Source organism: Micromonospora sp. PRAS1 (assembly GCF_059553435.1).
Window position 1 is genome coordinate 37,679 of record NZ_JCANNB010000012.1, and the last position, 16,792, is coordinate 54,470.

Here is a 16,792-nt window from a genome sequence, read left to right on the forward strand (position 1 = left end):
CGTAGGGCAGCACCGATGCAGCCCTTCTGGCTATGGGTCGGCTATCTGTCACTTCGCTGGTGTTGCCCTTGCTGTCTGGTTCGGTAGCGCGGTGGATCTGTCCGACCAGCGGGCGACTGCGGGGGAGTGTTCGTGACCGTGATGTTGGGTCCGGCGTGGACGTTGAAGCCGGATACTCCGGATGACACCGGCCGTCAGCCGCTTGCTGTTGAAACCGTGATCGGGGCGCATGCCGCAGCGCTGATCCCCGGTGTCATCACCACCACTCCGCACGCGCGTTATCTGGCCCTGCACGCACGTCTCGCGATCGAGGCGCAGCGGCGAGGCTGGACCGGTAGTAAGGATGTGCACGCTTTCCATGCGTTGGTTCGGCGTAGTGAGGTCGTTCTTGCTGCGGTGTCGATCGCGCACGGTGAGGCGGAGGATGATCACCACCTGCGGGCGGAGTCGTTCGGGGTGCATGGTGTGAACACGATCCGGCCTGAGCTGCAGCGTCACGGTGTCGTCGATGTGGGTCGGGTGGCTGAAAGGTACAGCCGGGTCCGGGGCGGCTATTTGCAGACGTATGCGGGGATCGAGGCGGTGCTCGGTCTCACCGATGGGGGACGAGTTCCGCTGCCCGGGCCGGCGGCGAATGCCGGTCAGCTCGCTGCCCTCGACGAGGTGTTGCGTGTGGCGGAACGGGAGAAGCCGCTCTCGGTGGCGGACCTCGACGGCTTGCACCACTTGTGCGTGTGCGCCATGGGCGACACGTCCGACGGTGAATGCGTGCGGAATGCGTACTTTATCGGCACGGAGCGCTCTGGTCACGCGCGAATCCATCGAAGCAGCGCGGCGTTGCTGGTGGGAGCGATGGCTGGCGAGCATGTCGACGGTGAGTCGGTTGACATGGCCATGGACCGGTGGTGCTGTTTCCGGCCGGGTCTGCGGGAGTTGGTGGGTGAGGATCTGTACGCTCATGCGCTTGTCTGGCGCGGCGCGCTGCTGCGTAACTGGTCGGTCTGGGCGTGGCGGCTGATCTGGGCGCGGTTGGTGTCGCCGCTGTCCGATACCGGCACCCTGGAACAGGCGATCGCCGAGTTCGTCAGCGGTCTTCCGGACGCCACCGTTCGCGAGGCCCTCGTCGACGGTCTTCCCCCGGTGATTGACGGTGCCGGCACCCCACTGCCCGTCGAACACGACTTGGACGACGAGGCGTTGAATAGCGACGACTGGACGGTGTTCGGCATGCTGCGGCTGCTCGCCGTCGGTGCCCGGCGTGTGGAGCACCTCGACCCGATCACCCGGGATGCCTTTGTCGGCGCGTTGTCCGATGATCTGGGGCCTGGCTATGTGACCGCGTGGCTGGCCCGCAATGGTGAGCGGCCGTTGGTCGATGCCGTCTCCGATCTCGCGGGGGTGCTGTTTCATCGGGCCGAGTCGGTGAGCCGGCAGAAGATGCAGTGGACCCGGTACGGGCTGCGGCTTCCCACCCGGCTGCGGCGGGTTGGTGACCGATGGCGTTTGGAGGGCCGAGAAGGGCGGGCTGCGGTGTCTCTGCGGTTGCCGACCTTCACCAATGTGATGCGGCAACTGGGTGTGCTCTCGTACGACGGTGACACCTGGAGTGCTGGCCGGTACGCCGCTGAGGTGAGGTGGTGACGGCGTGGGAGGAACTGCGGGGCGCGGCACCGCCCGCGCTGCTGCGTGGCCGTCTGCTTGCCGATGTGGAGGAGATCCTCGTCCTCACATACACCTGTGACTTGTCCTTCTTCGAGGACGTCTGCCTGCGGGAGGCGCAGGCCGTTCGAGCCCGCACCACGGTTCTGTACGACGCCGACCAGCTCACCCAACGACCTGGCCGGGCCGACTACCTGGCCCTGCCGGTCGTCTGCAAGGCAGGCGGAGCTTTCCATCCGAAGCTCGTGGTGATCGCCTCCGAGACCGACGCAGTGGTGGCCATTGGTTCCGGCAACGCCACCGCCTCGGGCTGGCACCACAACGCCGAGGTCTGGACGACGCTGCGTGGCGCGGGCCCGACAGTGCCGCAGCTGTTCCATGATCTCGCTGACTGGCTACGTCACCTGCCGGCCGCGGTCTGGATGGAGGACCTCGGCCGGGAACGCCTCGACCGCGTTGCGGAGCTGCTCACCTCCCGCCCGGCGGAACAAGCGCCCGGTCAGCCTGCGCTGGTGACGACGGCGGCACGTCCGATCATCGAGCAACTCCCGGTGCCGAAGACGCCTGTCTCCTCGCTGGCGGTCGCCGCTCCGTTCTTCGACCCGCAGGCGAAGGCGCTGCGCCGGCTGGTCGACCGCTTCGAACCCGCCGACCTGCAGCTCCTGCTCACCCGGGACGTCCAGTGCGATCCGGATGCCCTCGCCCACGTGGTCAAACGGGCCGGCACGAGCATGGTCGTCACCCCGCAGAGCAGTCGCTACCACCACGCGAAGATCGTGGAATGGCGCACGGAGCAGCAGTCATGGGCGCTGACCGGCAGCGCCAACTGCAGTGCCGCCGCCCTCATCAAGACCATGGCTGCGGGTGGCAATTGCGAGTTGGGCCTGCTGACCGGCACATCGGAGCCATTGATCTCCGCCGTGCCGGTACACGCGGTGGACCTGGAACAACCGGCGGACCTGCACATTCGGGAAGCCGCCGAACGCCTCCCCTCGGGGCCATCCCTGCGAGTACTCGGCGTCCGAATAGGCGCAGAGAGCGTGGAGGCCACGGTCCTCACCGACGAGAACCAGGCCCCGGCTTGGCTCGTGGTGGAAGGGCTACGACTCGACCATCAGCGCAGCGACGGGAAACTCCACCGCTATGCCGGATTTCCGGATCCCGACTGGTCCGTCGCGTCCGATGGTCATGCGACCACATACGTGGTGACGGACACGGGTACACAGATCCGCGACGTCGTGGTGACCGATGTCGGCGCAGCGCTGTCACGCATCGACAACCCATCTCCGCTGGAACACACGCCCCTACCGATCGTCATCGCTGACCAAGCGCACCAGGCCGCGCTTTTCGAGGCGCTCGCCCACCTCGCCTCGGTCCGCCCGGACCGTATCGCCAACTCGTCCGCTGCCAATCGACGGCGTCGGGTGGAAAGCCGGATCACCGCAGCCGTCGGGCCCGCGCTGCTGCGTTTCACCCTCGGCACCAACCACCAAAGCAGACCCACCCCGGCGGACAGTGAGATCTTCGACGACCCGAACGACGAGAACGACACTTCGCCGTCGACCCGGCAGAGCGAGAACGAGACGGCAGGGCACGCCTCACCGGCGCGCCCGGAGACCGTCGCGACCGTGCTGGACGCTCTCACGACAGGCCAACGCACCCGCCTACGACGTGGAATCCGGGAACTGGTCGATGCATCGGAGGACTGGCCGCTACCGGCGAAGCTGGCCGTCAGCCGACTGGTGCTGACCGTGGTCGCCGGCGGACTCTGGGAGGATGCAACCGACTGGTCCGACCTGCTCTACTGGGTAGTGCTGCAACTCTGGATGGCCGACCAGGAAGAGAGCCTGGACCACGAGCATGCCGCCCTCGCCACCATCGGACTCATCGCGCTACGCAACGGTCTCGACCGTCGCAACGAACCGGACAGCGAACTCACCGCACAGTTCGAGGAACTACGGCAGGCATACACGGAGTGGACCGACTGGCTCGCGGCGGTACCGGAAGAAACGATCCGACGCTATGCGGCAGGACTGAGCGGACACACCTTCGGCGTGCTGTTCGAGCACACCAACTTTGTCACCGAACTCGACTGGATTCTGCAACGATCTGCGCTACACGACGCGGTGGACAGGCTCGCCGGCGCCCAACTTGACGGTTCCGTCGTCCGCGTCGCACGCGGCCGGACCACTCGCCAGGCGGTGCTCGCCGCCCTGGATGCTCTGCGTGACTTCCCCGACGTCCAAGTGGTGTCCGACGACGAGCCGACGGTGCACGGCTGGTGGAACGGGCGCCGTCTGCTCCTGGTCACGAAGTCGGGCAGCGGATGGCGCGCCGAGCGCTGGGAGCGCCTGATCACCGGCATCGCCGCCTACTCACGTGGCACCCCGCTACGCCCGCCGGACCGACGGTGGACACCATCCGGACCCGACGATGCCTTCAACGCGACCGATTCCTAGAACGAGGTCAAGGGCCCCGATGGAGTGAGTCTGCCCGCGATCCTCCGTACGGCTCTGAGAAGTTCTCCGAACGACCGGCAGCGTCATCTGTAGCGTTCCGAGTAGTTTCGATGGGGTTCCCATGACTGAAGACATCACTTTTTCCCAGCCCTCTGCCGCACGTTCGTGCCAGCCCACGGCCGGCACTGTCGCCTTCGCTTATGGCAGTGGCCAGGCATGGAGCGGCATGCGATCAGAGCGTGGCTCACGGCGGATCATCTGTGTCCGGGTAGATCAGGTCGACACCGCCGCCGGTTCGCCTCGGAGGTAGGCGAGCCCTCCGCAACTGCCCGTCACCACTTTGAAGGGACCTCCGTTTTGAACACCGCTCCAGCGAGCCGTATCGACCGCGCGGTGCGACTGTTCGAGTTCCTGGCACGAGCTCAACAGTCCGCCGTCAGGGCGCCGCGCACGTTGGACGGATATGAGGTTGCCTGGACCCGAGACATGCCCCGCCACCCGGCGGTGCATTTCGCGCACTGGGACGTTACGCCGGAGCAGGGGGCGGAGATCGGGCATGTTGACCGCTTGGACCGGGTCCGCGCGCCGATGCCGAGCTCCGAGGTGATGCGATGGTTGGACGGCGGGTACGAAGACGCGGATGTGGAACCGAATCTGGCCCTCGAGATCCCCGGGCCGGAGCCGGAGGACGAGGAAGCCGAGCCCGAGCTATTGCGGCTGGCCGATCACCCGTGGGTCACGCAGGCGTACCAGCGGTGGCTGATCGGCTGGACGCAGTGGGCACAGCGGGAGCGCACCGACAGGCCGGTGCGTGACGCGTACGGAGCGCTCTTTTCCATGCAGGCGGAAGCAGCCAGCAACCCGGAGGAGAAAGAACTAGTGCTCGCCGTCGGTTGCCTCGTTTGGCGCCCGGTCGATCACCCTGCGGTGCGGCGGCACCTCATCACCGTTCCGGTAAGCATCGAACTGGACCCGGCGAGCGGGACCTTGAGTATCGTCGCCGCCGAGTCAGTCGAACCGCTGCGCCTCGAACTCGACATGCTGGACTCGCACCTGACCAGATCCCGACACATCGGCGAGGTGCGGGAACTCGGACGCACCTACGCGCATCACCCGCTCGACTTGGACGCCATCGGCGAACTGCTGCAACGCACCGCGAACAGCCTCGATCCGGATGCGGTCTACTACGAAACGGAAAATCCCGGACGGGCTGCTGCAGAAACCGCAGAAGTCACGCTCGCACCGGCGATTGTGCTGCGACGCCGGAACCATGGCCTGGTCGAGGTGTTGGAACGGATCCGCGAGCAGCTGATCGACTCGGAAACCGTACCCGAGGGAATCCTCCCCTTGGTGGACCCGGACCACCGGCCGGCGGTGGAGACCGATCAGACACCGGGTGCCCTGGTCGCCGTCGACGACGAGATTTACCTACCACTGCCGGTGAACGACAAGCAGTTGCAGATCCTGCGGCAGGTCGACCGGCACGCCCAGACCCTGGTGCAGGGACCGCCCGGCACGGGCAAGACCCACACCGCAGCCGCGCTGCTCAGTCACCTGCTCGCGCAGGGTAAGCGGGTGCTGGTCACGGCACAGACGGACCGTGCGCTCAAAGAGGTGCGGGCAAAGCTGCCCGAGGCGATCAGGCCGTTGTCGGTCGCGGTTGTCGGCGCATCGCGCGAGGACATGGCCGATCTGAAGGTCGCGGTCAACACCATCTCGCAACGGGCCATCGACTTCGACGCCGATCAGGTCGCCCGCACCATCCGGCATCACCTGGACGTCATCGACCGCTTGCGACGCCAGCGCAGCCTGCTTCACCGGCGGATCGTCGATGTGCGGTCCGCCGAGGTGCTGGTGCATGACCAGGGCCCATACCACGGAACCCTCGCGGCGATCGCCACGGCCCACCGCGCAGACGCGCAACTATACGGGTGGCTTGGGCCCTTGGCTCCCGCCAAGCCCGACGACCGACCACCCTTGACGACGGCGGAGATGACCGAGTGGTTGAGGCTGCTCCGTGACCAGCGGTTGACCGCGGACGAAGAACCGTCGCGGGACACGCTGGCCGATCCGGCGACATTGTTGCCGCCAGCCGACTTCGCGGCCGCGGTCGCTGCCGAGACCCAGGCACGCGCCGCCCACGAAACACACCAAGCTGGACGGGAACATCCCGCCTTCGCCGCGATCCGTGCCTTACCACCAGCGGAACGCGCTGTGCTACAGCAGGAACTGCACCAGCTTGCCGACACCGCCGACGACCTAGCTCGTCGACGGGAAGCGTGGATGGCGGAGGCGCTGGCCGACGTCACTTCCGGCCGCGGCCAGGTCTGGCAGAACCGCGCCACCCAGCTGCAGCAGCTCGCCGAACATGCGCAGCCACACGTACAGGTTCTCGGCATTACCGAGATCAGTTCGACCGGCACCGAGCTGGCGCCACTGGTGTCGCTCGCGCGCCACCTGCGGGAACACTTGTGCACGGGTGGAAAGATCAAACTCGCCGCCGACGGAACGCCAGCACTGGGAATGCTGGCCGCGAGACCGGTCAAGGCGGCACGTGACTTGTTCACCCACATCCGCGTCGACGGACGCCCGCCGACCTCAGTGGAGACGATCGACGCTTTCGTCGCCTGGACGGAGGCCACTCGCCTGCTGACCGCGCTGGATCGCGCGTGGCCAGCCAGCGTCGTCGTACCGCCCGAGGACACCTTCCAGGAGCGTCTCGCCTGGCACGTCACCGAACTTCATCAGCTGCAACGAGTCTTGGCCCTCGGAATCGAACTTGCCGACCTGGAGCAGCGCCTTACCGCATGGCGCTTGCCGCGCCTGCGGTGGGAGGACCTGTCTGCAGTACGTGCCTACGCCTCACTCGTCGACGCGGCAGCGGCTGACGACCATCTTCTCGTCGCGCGGGCTGCCGTCGATGCGGTCGTCGAACCCGTCGCCGCCTTGGTACACGATCCCGGCGCGTCTCCGGTATTACTTGCCCTGACGAAAGCTGTGGCCGACCGGGACGTCAACGGGTACGCCGTCGCTGTCAGTCGCATCGCTCGTCTGGTCGAAGCTCGCACGCTGGTGCAGTACCGCGACAACCTTGGATCCCGACTACGGCAGCAAGCCGAGCGGGTCCACGAAACCATTGTCGCCAGCCCTGACGACGAGCTATGGGACGGCCGCCTAATTTCGTGGGAGCGGTCCTGGGACTGGGCCTTCGTGGGGGCCTGGCTCGCAGACCGGCAGGTCGCAGACCTCAATCGGCTGCAAGCCGAGATCAGTGACGTCGAACGGACGATCCGCCAGCACGTCGAGGAACTGGCCGCCGCACGCGCCTGGCGGCACGCCGCGTCCCCCGAACGGATCAGCGGCTCAGCTCGGGCCAACCTCCAGCAGTACGGGCAACTCGTACGTGGTCTTGGCAGGGGAACCGGAAAGTACGCCCACCTGCGCCGTGCAGAGATCCGGCAGGCCATGGACCGTTGTCGGTCTTCGGTGCCGGTCTGGATCATGCCGATCTACCGTATCGCGGAACAACTACAGGTCCAGCCGAACATGTTCGACGTAGTGATCGTGGACGAGGCATCGCAGGCCGGGCTGGCCGCAGCATTCCTTCAGTACCTCGCACCAAAGATCGTGGTGGTCGGCGACGACAAACAGGTCTCACCCGCTGCGGTCGGTGTCGACCAACAGCATCTGCGTGACCTCGCCTCGCAGTATCTGTATGACGACCCGTACCGAGCGTCCTGGCAGGATCCGAAGCGGAGCCTCTTCGACGAGGCGAAGATGCGCTTCGATGGCCTCATCGCATTGACTGAGCACCGTCGCTGTGTTCCGGAGATCATCAACTTTTCCAACCGGATCGCCTACGAGCCGGAAAACATCCGACTCATCCCGGTACGCCAGTATGGCGCCGACCGCCTCGAACCGATCAAACCCGTATACGTCGAAAACGGTTACGTGCGTGGAACGACCGGCAAGGTGAATCAGCCCGAGGCCGAGGCGATCGTCGCACAGGTTCTGGCGTGTACTCAGGATCCTCGATACGACGGCCTGACCTTCGGTGTTATCTCGCTGCAGGGACCACACCAAGCCAAGCAGATCCAGAGACTGCTGCTGGAACAGCTCGACCCGGCCGAGTGGGAACGGCGTGACCTGCGCTGCGGCGACTCAGCAGACTTCCAGGGATCCGAGCGCGACGTCATGTTCCTCAGCATGGTCACAGCGATCGAGCCGGGGACGCGCATCGGAGCGGCCACGAGCGAGATGTACCTGCAGCGCTACAACGTCGCGGCGTCTCGCGCCAAGGACCAGATGTGGGTCTTCCACTCGGTCCGGTCCAACGACCTTGGCAACCCAGAGGACATGCGCCATCAGTTGCTGGACTACTGCTACGCGGTGTCCGCGCGACCTACCAAACAAGACGGCGTCGAACTGCCCACCAACGTGTCCGAGCACGAGAGAACCGCGCCGTTCGACTCACTTTTCGAGCAGCGAGTCTACAACCGGCTGGTCGGGCGCGGATTCACCGTCGTACCGCAGTATGAAGCCATCGGCTACTCGATCGACCTGGTGGTGGTCGGCCCGCATGGCCGGCTCGCCATCGAATGCGATGGTGACACGTGGCACGGCCCGGACCGATACGAGGCCGACATGGCCCGGCAGCGCGAATTGGAACGCTGCGGATGGCAGTTCTTCCGCATCCCGGAGTCGGCATTTGTGGTGGACGAAGCGTCCGTGCTACGCGACTTGTGGGCAGCCCTGAAGCGACGGGGCATCCACCCCTCCGACTGGGCCGACCCACACAGAGAGCCAACATCGCGTCCCACCCCTTCTCGATCCGCTGACCACGCTTCGGCTGCGGGCATGGACGGTCGGCCGACTGCCCGCCAACTGGAAGAGCTATCCCAACCAGGTCCTGACGATCTCTCTTCCGGCGTGGAGCGACCAGCCGAGTCCGGAACCCGGCCGACGGTTCTGCAGGAATCCACACCGAGCAAGCGAACGGCGCAAGCGGATGAGTCGGTTGGGAGCGAGGCTGTTCATCATGTCGAGCCTGCAGCTGAACCGCAGAGCGATTCCTTCCTGCGGCCGATTCCCGGCCCTGCCATCGCCGTCAACAGTCGAGCGTCTTATGGACAGACGGGACAGACGGAAATGGCGCGCTCCGATACTGGGCGTGTAACTCAACCGGATGTCACCGTGACCTTAGGCCCCCGACCAGGCTCGACCATGGTCGGATCATTAATGCTCGAGCCGTACGAAATCTATCAAGGTGCGGCGCCGCGGCCGGCAGATCCAGCTCCGACGGGGATGCGCGACGCATTGCTTGCCATCGTCGAGTGTGAAGGGCCGGTGATCGGCGAGCGTCTGCAGACCGCGTATGTCAGGGCCGCCGGCGGCCAACGCGTCACCAGATTGTCAGCGAGCGCGGTCAACAAGGTCATCAGCGCCGCGGTCCGCCGCGGTCTGCTCGTGCAGGACAATCCGCTTCGCGAGTCCGGCGTTCAACCGTGTACGTACCGGATGCCAAACCAGCCCCGGCTGGTGCTGAGGACCCTCGGGCCGCGGAGCCTCAATGAGATCCCACCCGCGGAGCTGGCCATGGTCATGGCCGCGCATGCGAGGAAGATCGATTGGAGCAATCGAGTTGCGGTCTTCCGGGCCACACTGGAGACCTACGGGCGCAAATCGCTGACCGAAGTGGCCATCACCCGGCTGACAAGGGTCGAGAGTCTGGCCCGCCGGATCGCAGAAGACTCACACGGCTGAAGGGTTCGTGGCCGACCTACACGAACTTCCATGCTTGATCGCCTGTAGGAGGTGTCAGAGGACGGTCACGTGTCGGCAACGACCACTTGGAGATGAGCGCCGTCACCCCGCGCTGGTTGATGCTGCACGAACCGGTCGGTACCTCGTGTCGCCGTTGGGGCTGAGGCGGGGTCGCCATAGTGAGGATGCCGTGCTACCTGCCCACGCGCCCCCCGTTTACCCCCCGAAAACTCGGGCTAATGATTGACAATCAGTGACAAGGCGAGACCGGTGATCAGCCATATCTGTGCAGCTCAGCGTCAACTTTTGGCAAGCAGTTACAAGCCCGGAATAGCTACGTTCCGCGTCAAGCGCCGCAGATGTTGCGTCGCAACCTCGACCGGCTCGCCAGGGCGGCAACTGTGGATAACCCGGGCTTCTCACCTGACCCGGGTGGGTTCAGGTCGACCGGACGTAATGCGGGCCGTACGCCGACGGGCCGCGGGTGGCGGGTGGCGGGTGGACCGTCCCGCCACCCGCGGCCACCCCACCGGTCAGACGTGCTCCCGCGCCGCCTTCTCGATGAACGACGCGGTGGTCGCTGGCTGGGAGACGAACACCGCGTGGGAGGCGCCCTCCACCGCGCGGACAGTGCCGTGTGCGCGTCGGGCCATGAAGTGTTGGGCCGCGGCCGGGATGTTGCGGTCTGCCTCGGCGACCAGGAAGTAGCTGGGGATCCTCTGCCAGGCCTGCGGCCCCGTCGCGTCCTCGCTCAGCGCCGTTGCGGTGATGGGCCGTTGGGTGACGGCCATCAGATTCGCCTCGGCGCCCGGCACATCCGCGGCGAACTGCTTCGGGAGGAGCTTTCGGTCGACATACAGATCCTCGCTGCCGTCGGGCAGCGGCACCGAGCGCAGCGTCTCGCCGAGGCTACCGCCGGGGAACTGTGCGGCCAGCTCGCCGGCCGAAGGCGCGAACGCGGCCACCTACACCAGGGCTTTGACGTCGGGGTCGCCGGCCGCCGCCCGGCTGGGCACCATGCCACAGTACGAATGGCCGACCAGCACGATCGGGCCGTCGATGGAGTCGAGGAGCGCCTTGACCGACGCGGCGTCGGAGGCGACACCCCGCAATGGGCTGGCGTCGACACGGTGGGGTAGCCGTCGTGCTGGAGTCGGCGCACCACGTCGCTCCAGCCGCTGAAGTCGGCGAAGGCGCCGTGGATGAGCACCACGGTCGGCTTCGGCCGGTTCCCACGGTCGGCCACCGCGGCCGGTTCCCACGGTCGGCCACCGCGGCCGCTCCGGTGCCGGCCACCATGGTGGCCGCGGCCAGGGCGGCTGCGGCGATACGGCTGATGTTCCTGGATGTCATCGTGCTGCTCCTTCACGTCCTTGGTGATCGGATACCGCCATGGAAGCGGGCCGCAGTGGCGAACCAGTGACTGTCCAGTGGCGGCGTCGGTGAGGTGGCCGGACCGGTCGGGTCAGGCCGCGCGGACGCGCTCGGGCCGCTGGCGTAGACGCACCGCGACGGCCCGCTGAGCCGGGCGGGCCACGTCATCGAGAAGGGGGAACTCGAACAGCCTGGCCCAGCCCAGCAGGTGCAGCATCCGCCGCAGCTGCATGCTGGCGCCGCGCAGCCGCATCCGTCGCCCGCCGCGGCGCAGTTGGATCGCCGCCCGGGCGAGCGCGCGCGACCCGAGCACGTCGATGAAGGTGAGCTGGTGCAGGTCGATGGTGACGTCGCCGGGTGCGGCGAGGACTGTCTCCAGCGCGACCTCCAGTTCCGGCACGGTGAACAGGTCCACCTCGCCGCGCAGGTACAGGCCCGGGGGGTTGTTCTGTGCGGTGACCTCCAACTGCCGTTCCGGCTCCGACGTCAGCATCATGGCCTGCTCATCTCCGATCACATCGACTCGTGGGGGTGACGGTCAGGTCGCCCTGATCGGCACCGGAGGCTCGGCGGGCCTGCTCGCGAAGCGCGAAGGGACAGCCGCCGACGGTTGCCACGCTAGGAGCGGCCCGTGCGGTCCCAGTGACGAAGAAGTGCGCGGTCGTGCCGAGGCCCCGGCCTGGCGTACGCCATCGGGTGTGCGCAGCGGGCCAGGTCGTGCGCACTGATCTGCCACTGGCTCGGCACTGACCCCTCCTAGCGTTGCCGGCGACACAGAGATCACTCGGTGAGGAGGCAGGTCATGCCTGATGTGATGAAGCCCGACGGGGTGGCGCGGGGCCGTCCCGACGAGCGGCGTTTCGGGTTGCCGACAGCGACCGCCCTGGTGGTCGGCTCGGTCATCGGCACCGGCGTGTTCGCGTTGCCGTCGGCGCTGGCCGGCTTCGGCCCGATCTCGCTGGTCGCCTTCGTCCTGGCGACTGTGGGTTCGGTGGCGCTGGCCCTGACGTTCGGCGCGTTGAACCGTCGGGTTCCCGGCTCCGGCGGACCGTACCTCTACGCCCGTGCGGGGTTCGGGGAGTTCGCCGGCTTCGTCAACGCGTGGAGCTACTGGATCACCGCGTGGGCCGGAACGAGGTGCGCTGCTGGCGCCTCACCCCGGGCAGCAACCCGACGGCCTCGACGTGGCGGAGAGCCGGGGCGTGCCGGCCGCGCTGGCCCAGGCCCTCGACACGGGCTCGGTCAAGGTGTTGACCGCGGAGGCGGACCGCTTGACCGCCCAGCGGGAGCAGTGGGACGACGCGAACAACTTCCTGGCCGTCGCGCCGGGTGTGGTCGTGGGCTACGACCGCAACGTCGTCACCAACACGATGCTGCGTCGCAACGGCATCGACGTCATCACCCTCGCCGGCAGCGAACTCGGCCGCGGTCGCGGTGGCGCCCGCTGCATGAGCTGCCCGGTACGCCGTCAACCGCGCTGAGCAGGGGAGAACCCTCATGACCTCGCAACTTCGCCCGGGCTCCTTCCTGCAGGACCTGGACCTGGACAAACCCCGACGTCTCGACCTGCTGGCCCTGGCCGCCGAGTTGAAACGTGATCGCCAGCACGGCGACGAGATCCCGCGGCTGCGCGGACGGTCCATCGTGCTGGTGTTCGAGAAGAACTCCACCCGTACCCGTTGCGCGTTCGAGGTAGCTGCCCATGACCAGGGTGCCCACGTCACCTACCTCGGGCCCGACGGCACCCACCTCGGTCGGGAGGAGTCCGCCGCCGACACCGCCCGGGTACTCGGCCGGATGTACGACGGCATCGCGTTCCGCGGCTACGCCCAGGACACAGTGGAAGTGTTTGCCGAGCACTCCGGCGTACCGGTCTGGAACGCACTCACCGATGCCTGGCATCCGACCCAGAGCCTTGCCGACGTGCTCACCATGACCGAGCACCACGGCGGCGACCTCCAGGACATCGCATTCTGCTTCACCGGTGACGGCCGCGGCAACATCGCCCGCTCATTGCTCGTGACCGGCGCCCTGCTCGGCATGGACGTCCGCCTCGCGGCACCCGCCGGCCGGCAGCCACCGCCCGGCGTGGTGGCGGCCGCCGAGGCCGCGGCCCGGTCGAGCGGCGCGCGCATCCTGGTCACCGAAGACCTGGACACCGCGGTACGTGGTGCCGACTTCGTCTACACGGACGTGTGGGTCAGCATGGGCGAGCCCGACGAGGTGTGGCAGGAGCGGGTGCCGTCGCTGCTGCCGTACCGCGTCACCGACGAGGTGCTGGACGCCACGAACCGGGCGGGCGTGCGGTTCATGCACTGCCTGCCGGCCATCCACAATCGCGGGACGGCCATCGGCGCCCGCCTGCACCGGCAGTTCGGCCTCGAGGGCGCGGAGGTCACCGAAGAGGTGTTCGAGTCCAAACGGTCGATCGTGTTCGACCAGGCGGAGAATCGGCTGCACGTCATCAAGGCCCTGCTCGTGCGGGCACTGGCGGAGTGAGCCGTGCGGATCGTCATCGCCCTCGGCGGCAACGCCCTGCTGGAACACGGTGAGAAACCGGACGCGGCGATCCAGAGCCGGCACGTGCGTCGCGCCGCGAGATCCCTCGCCCACCTGGCGACCGAGCACCAGCTTCACCGACCCCGAGATCGCGGCGGTGGGTCTCACCGAGCGGCAGGCGCGTGCCCAGGGCCGCCAGGTCCGTACCAGCCTGGTGCCGATCGCCACGTCGACCCGCGGCTGGATCCACGGACCGGGCAATGACGGATTCGTCAAACTGGTCGAGGATGCCGACCGGGCCGTCCTGGTCGGGGCGACCTCGGCCGGCCCGGCGGGCGGTGGGGTGCTGTACGGCCTGCACGTTGCCGTCCAGGCCGAGGTGCCGGTTGACCGCCTGCGCCACATGATCCACACCTATCCGACGTTCCACCGTGCCGTGGAAACGGCACTGGAGGCCCTCGGATGACAGTTCCCCTGACCCGTGAGGGTGTCAGGCGGATGGGCCTCCCCACCGGTCGAAGGCTGCACGTCGACGGCCGGGCAGCAGCAGCCGCCCGGCCGCCCGTCCGACGGCTTCAACCCCGACGACCCGGCGCAGCGGCCATCACCCTGCTGGGCGACGAGCGAGGTGCGGCAGCGCCTCCGCGCCGGCGATCGCCCATTCGGTGGGTGCGTCGACGGCCCCGCCGAGCCCGGCGACGGAGCCCACGATGGAGGTCGACGACCGTTCTCCCGGGGCCGATCAAGGTCGCCGGGCGCCGGTCGGCCGACTGCGGTACGCGCCCGGCGATTGGCCCGTGGCCCGCTTGAACGCGACGCTCAACGCGCTCTCCGAGCCGTAGCCGACGGTGCGGGCGATGGCGGCGATGGTGTCGTCGCCGCGGCGGAGCCGGTCCGCGGCCAGCTCGATCCGCCACTGAGTGAGGTACTCCAGCGGGCCCTTGCCGATCATCTGCTTGAACCGGGACGCGAGGGTCGACCGGGAGACGGCCACCACCGCGGCGAGTTCCGCCACCGTCCAGGCGTGGGCCGGCCGGGCGTGCATCGCCCGCAGCGCGGCGGCGACCGTCGGGTCGGCCAGCCCGGCCAGCCAGCCGGCCGTGCGATCCGGGTCACTGGCCAGATGCAGACGCAGCAGCCGGACCAACATGACGATGGCGAGGTGCTCGGCGACGAGAGTGGCCCCCAGTTGCCGTCCCCGCTGCTCGGCGTCGAGCTCGTCGAGCGCCCACCGCACAGTTGTGGCCTCCGGCGCGGCAGCCGGCGCGTGGATGAGCGGTGGCAGGCCGTCCAGCAGCAGGTCGCGGGCGCGGTCGGTGAAGGCGAACGCGGCGCCGACGAGGAAGGCGCCGTCGCCGTCGCCCACGCGGGCCACACCGTCGCCGGCCGCCGCGAAGATCGGGTACGCCGGTTCGGCCGGCAGATCGGGGTCGCTGGCCAGCGTGAACGCCACCGGTCGGGTCAGCAGGAAACAGTCGCCCTCGTCGAGGTGGACAGGGTTCGGCAGTCCGTCGACGCGCAGCCAGCAGTTGCCGCGTCGAACCGCGTTGAACTTGGCTCCGGTCGGCGGCGGGAACCGGACCGCCCAGCGACCGCCGGCGGCCAACCCCGCCGACACCCGGCTCGTCGCCCGGAGCAGCGCCAGTACGTCTTCCAGCGGGTCCACCCGCGATCTCCTTCGGACGCCTGCGAAACAGCGGCGGACGCTGAACCATGGGTGGCCCGTCCGGCCCGACCGTAGGGTTGTCATCATGACAGCAGTTCCACGCCTGACCACGCCTTTCACCGCCCGGACGACGGCCGCCGAGATCCTCGACGGCGTGGATCTCACCGGACGCCGAATGATAGTCACCGGCGGCGCCTCGGGCATCGGTGTGGAGACCGTGCGGGCCCTGGCCGGCGCGGGTGCCGAGGTGACAGTCGCCACCCGCGATCCCGGCCGCGCCGTGACGCTGGCTGAGGAGTTTCCCGGATCCGGCCCCGGTAGCGTTCGGATGGTCGCCCTCGACCTGGCCGATCTGTCCTCGGTCGACGCCCTCGTCGCGGCCTGGGACGGGCCGCTGCACGCCTTGGTCGCCAACGCCGGCATCATGGCGGTCCCGGACCGCCGGGTCACCTCGCTGGGCTGGGAATTTCACCTGGCCACGAACTATCTTGGCCACTTCGCTCTCGCCCGAGGACTACGCGACAGCCTCCGAGCCGGTTCCGGACGGGTGGTGGTGGTCAGTTCCGGGGCGCAACTGCGCCGGGCCGTCGACTTCGACGACCCGCAGTTCGAGCGGCAGCCGTACGACCCCTGGACGGCGTACTTCCAGTCGAAGACCGCGGACGTCCTGCTCGTGGTCGGTATCGCCCGGCACTGGGCCGCCGACGGGATCACCGCCAACGCCGCCAACCCCGGCTACGTCATGACCAGCCTGCAGCGGCATCTCGACGACGACACGTTGCGCGCGTTCGGGGTGACGGTCGACGAGGCGGGCAACCAGACGGTGCCGGACTACTACAAGACTCCGGCACAGGGCGCGGCGACCTCCGTGCTGCTGGCCGGCTCGCCGCTGGTGGCCGGCGTCACCGGTCGCTATTTCGAGGACAACCAGGAGGCGGAGGTCGTCCCGGGTGGTCCGGACGCCACCTCCGGGGTGGCCGAGCACGCCGTCGACCCAACGGCCGCCGACCGGCTCTGGGCGTACGCCGAGCAGGCCCTCGCGTCCCGGTAGTCGCTCGATGCTCAGCCACCCGCCTGCTACGTGCCGGTAAGGACGGCGAGCGGCGTGATCTAGACCTCCTGGTTGGACAGCCGCTCGCCGACGTTTCGCGTACCGTCGGCCGGTGGATTCGCCGACAGCCCGAAGCTGACCGCAGCGCACCGGCAGCCGTGCTGTTGAAGGAGTCTCGAGCGGCGCAGTTGGTGGTCGTCGGCGCTCGTGGGCGTGGCCCTCTGGGTGGCTTGCTGCTCGGTTCGGTCAGTCACACGGTGCTGCACTACGCGCACACTCCGGTGGCCATCCTGCGGCATTGTGCCTACCAGCGCTGATCGA

General features: G+C 68.0%; 11 protein-coding genes and 2 pseudogenes. 9 read left to right on the forward strand and 4 right to left on the reverse strand.

Translation table 11 applies throughout. From position 1 onward, the window contains the following. The first annotated feature begins 132 nt into the window (after window positions 1–132). The 3 genes from AC507J_RS13645 to AC507J_RS13655 all read left to right on the forward strand — a co-directional run bounded on the left by AC507J_RS13645 (window position 133) and on the right by AC507J_RS13655 (window position 9,881). Window positions 133–1,641: a hypothetical protein gene (locus tag AC507J_RS13645; protein ID WP_496289508.1), complete on the forward strand. Its 1,509-nt coding sequence runs from the start codon at window positions 133–135 to the stop codon at window positions 1,639–1,641. Next, window positions 1,638–4,118: a hypothetical protein gene (locus AC507J_RS13650; RefSeq protein WP_496289509.1), complete on the forward strand. Its 2,481-nt coding sequence runs from the start codon at window positions 1,638–1,640 to the stop codon at window positions 4,116–4,118. The genes AC507J_RS13645 and AC507J_RS13650 overlap by 4 nt, the downstream gene beginning before the upstream one ends. A 393-nt stretch (window positions 4,119–4,511) precedes the next feature. Beyond that, complete coding sequence (locus tag AC507J_RS13655) at window positions 4,512–9,881, forward strand: PDDEXK-like endonuclease domain-containing protein (protein WP_496289510.1); 5,370 nt, start codon at window positions 4,512–4,514, stop codon at window positions 9,879–9,881. A gap of 533 nt (window positions 9,882–10,414) precedes the next feature. Here AC507J_RS13655 and AC507J_RS13660 read toward each other — a convergent pair. The 3 genes from AC507J_RS13660 to AC507J_RS13670 all read right to left on the reverse strand — a co-directional run bounded on the left by AC507J_RS13660 (window position 10,415) and on the right by AC507J_RS13670 (window position 11,751). Continuing rightward, entirely contained in the window at window positions 10,415–10,846 is a 432-nt protein-coding gene (locus AC507J_RS13660; RefSeq protein WP_496289511.1) for an alpha/beta fold hydrolase, read from the reverse strand. Then, window positions 10,847–10,993, reverse strand: coding sequence for a hypothetical protein (locus AC507J_RS13665; protein ID WP_496289512.1), 147 nt, complete (start codon window positions 10,991–10,993; stop codon window positions 10,847–10,849). It lies immediately after the preceding gene. Window positions 10,994–11,346: 353 nt separating this feature from the next. Then, complete coding sequence (locus AC507J_RS13670) at window positions 11,347–11,751, reverse strand: STAS domain-containing protein (protein WP_496289513.1); 405 nt, start codon at window positions 11,749–11,751, stop codon at window positions 11,347–11,349. Window positions 11,752–12,069: 318 nt separating this feature from the next. Between AC507J_RS13670 and AC507J_RS13675 the strand changes: the two are divergent. The 4 genes and pseudogenes from AC507J_RS13675 to AC507J_RS13690 all read left to right on the forward strand — a co-directional run. Further along, window positions 12,070–12,378: pseudogene (locus AC507J_RS13675) on the forward strand (amino acid permease); the annotation flags it as partial. Then, complete coding sequence (locus AC507J_RS13680; protein WP_496289514.1) at window positions 12,320–12,736, forward strand: arginine deiminase family protein; 417 nt, start codon at window positions 12,320–12,322, stop codon at window positions 12,734–12,736. The pseudogene AC507J_RS13675 and the gene AC507J_RS13680, both read left to right, overlap by 59 nt. A gap of 16 nt (window positions 12,737–12,752) precedes the next feature. Then, window positions 12,753–13,754 carry an ornithine carbamoyltransferase gene (gene argF, locus AC507J_RS13685; RefSeq protein WP_496289515.1) on the forward strand — a complete coding sequence of 334 codons (1,002 nt, stop codon included), beginning with the start codon at window positions 12,753–12,755 and terminating at the stop codon, window positions 13,752–13,754. A gap of 157 nt (window positions 13,755–13,911) precedes the next feature. Continuing rightward, window positions 13,912–14,220 carry an oxidoreductase dimerization domain-containing protein gene (locus AC507J_RS13690; protein WP_496289516.1) on the forward strand — a complete coding sequence of 103 codons (309 nt, stop codon included), beginning with the start codon at window positions 13,912–13,914 and terminating at the stop codon, window positions 14,218–14,220. A 276-nt stretch (window positions 14,221–14,496) separates the two neighbouring features. Here AC507J_RS13690 and AC507J_RS13695 read toward each other — a convergent pair whose 3' ends face one another. Beyond that, window positions 14,497–15,420, reverse strand: a complete 924-nt coding sequence (locus tag AC507J_RS13695) for an AraC family transcriptional regulator (protein ID WP_496289517.1) — start codon at window positions 15,418–15,420, stop codon at window positions 14,497–14,499. An 85-nt stretch (window positions 15,421–15,505) separates the two neighbouring features. Here AC507J_RS13695 and AC507J_RS13700 point away from each other — a divergent pair, with 85 nt between their 5' ends. Both AC507J_RS13700 and AC507J_RS13705 read left to right on the forward strand, forming a co-directional pair. Then, window positions 15,506–16,471, forward strand: coding sequence for an SDR family NAD(P)-dependent oxidoreductase (locus AC507J_RS13700; RefSeq protein WP_496289518.1), 966 nt, complete (start codon window positions 15,506–15,508; stop codon window positions 16,469–16,471). A 140-nt stretch (window positions 16,472–16,611) separates the two neighbouring features. Further along, window positions 16,612–16,788 (forward strand): annotated as a pseudogene (locus AC507J_RS13705) (universal stress protein); the annotation flags it as partial. Between the last annotated feature and the right edge of the window lie 4 nt (window positions 16,789–16,792).